The organism is Dactylosporangium darangshiense (genome assembly GCF_039537565.1).
In the GTDB taxonomy this organism is placed as follows: domain Bacteria; phylum Actinomycetota; class Actinomycetes; order Mycobacteriales; family Micromonosporaceae; genus Dactylosporangium; species Dactylosporangium darangshiense.
Map to the genome: position 1 here is coordinate 1 of NZ_BAABAT010000166.1, position 1,849 is coordinate 1,849.

At 69.1% G+C, this 1,849-nt stretch carries 1 protein-coding gene; it reads right to left on the minus strand.

Features of this window, described 5'->3' with window-relative positions; translation table 11 throughout:
- The coding region (locus ABD901_RS58455; protein ID WP_345145014.1) for a non-ribosomal peptide synthetase at positions 1-1,849 on the minus strand (1,849 nt) is incomplete at both ends.

The following is a 1,849-nucleotide window of genomic DNA, read 5'->3' on the forward strand; positions in this document are numbered from 1 at the left end:
GTGCCAGTTCGATGTAGTGGGTGGGGATCATGTGCTCGGGCAAGGTGCGCTGCAGATGGGCGCGGAGTTCATCGGCGGGCGGTAGGCCGTCGGGGCCGATGAGGTAGGCGGTGAGTTGCTGGTTGTGTTCGGTGACGATGGCGGTGGTGATGGCGGGGTGGGTGGTGAGGGCGGTTTGGATTTCGGCGGGTTCGATGCGGTGGCCGCGGATTTTGATTTGGTGGTCGGCGCGGCCGAGGTATTCGAGGTGGCCGTTGGGCTGCCAGCGGGCGAGGTCGCCGGTGCGGTAGAGGCGGCTGCCGTCGTCGGTGAACGGGTTGGCGATGAACCGTTCGGCGGTCTGGGCGGGTTGGCCGGTGTAGCCGCGGGTGATCCCGGCCCCCGCGATGTGCAACTCGCCGGCGGTGCCGATCGGGACGGGGTTGAGGTGCCGGTCGAGGATATGGGCGCGGGTGTTGGCGATGGGCCGGCCGATGGTGGCGCCGGCGTGGGAGCCGGTGTGGGTGCTGACCCCGATGGTCGTTTCGGTGGGCCCGTAGTGGTTGATCAGCTGGACCGGGAGCTGCGCGAGGTCTGCGGCGAGGGTGGTGGGGGTGCGTTCCCCGCCGAGGATGAGCGTGTCGCCGGGCAGGAGTTCCGGGAGGGGGTGGTCGGTGGTGAGGGCAGCCAGATGGGACGGGACGATCTTGAGGTAGTCGATGTGGTGGGTGTGCAGGAACGTGGCGAGGTAGCCGGGGTCGATGGTCCGGTCCGGGTCGGGCAGGTAGAGGCTGCCGCCGGTGCTGAGCGCGGCCAGGATGATGGTGTTGCCGAAGTCGGTGGTGGCCGGCTGTAGCAGGGCGTACTGGCCGCCGGGCCGCCCGGTCCCGGTCCGGGTCGGGATGGCCAGGGTGTAGTTGATCAGACCGTGGTGGGTGGCGATGACGCCTTTGGGCCGGCCGGTCGACCCGGAGGTGTAGATGACGTAGGCCGCCTGCTCGGGATGCACCCGCTGTCGCGGTTGTCCATTGGGGATGGTGGCGGTTGTCGGGTCGTCAAGAACCACGGCGGGCAGGGACGACTCGGTCCTGTCGCGTAGAGCGCCGGTGGTGATCAGCATCGCGGCGCCGCTGTCGCTCAGCATGTAGGCCAGTCGTTCGGCCGGATGTGCAGGGTCCAACGGTAGGTACGCACCGCCGGCCTTCCATACCGCCAGGATCGCGGTGATCGTGTCGATACCCCGGTTCAGGCACAACCCGACCACGGTTTCGGCGCCCACCCCCAGCCCGGTCAGCTGCGATGCCAGCTGATCCGCCCGCGCGTTCAACTGTGCATACGTCACGACCAGCCCGTCGTCGGTCACCACGGCGGCGGTGTCGGGGGATCGGGCGGCTTGGGCCTCGAACAGCGCGTGCACGCCGTTGACCGCCGGCAGCACCGCGTCGGTGGCGTTCCAGCTGGCCAGCAACTCCCGCTCAGCCGCCGACAGCACCGCCAACCGCGACACCGGCTGATCCGGATCGGCGACCGCCCCGGCCAGCACCTGCAACAGATGCTCGACCAGCCGCTCAATCCGCGGCCGGTCGAACAACGCCGTCGCATAGCGGAAGTACCCCACGAGCGCGCCGTCGCCCGTCATGGCAATACCGAGCGTCAGGTCGAACTTGGCGACCATGTGCTCGCGCTCGTACGCCGGAGCCCCGCCGCCGTCGCCGGGCCCGCCGCTCGCCTGCTCGATGGTGACGTAGTTGAAGAGGGTTTGGATGAGGGGGGTTTGGGCGCGGTTGCGGGTGGGGGTGAGTTGGTCGACGAGTTGTTCGAAGGGGAGGTCTTGGTGGGTGTAGGCGTCCAGGGCGGTGGTGCGGGTTTG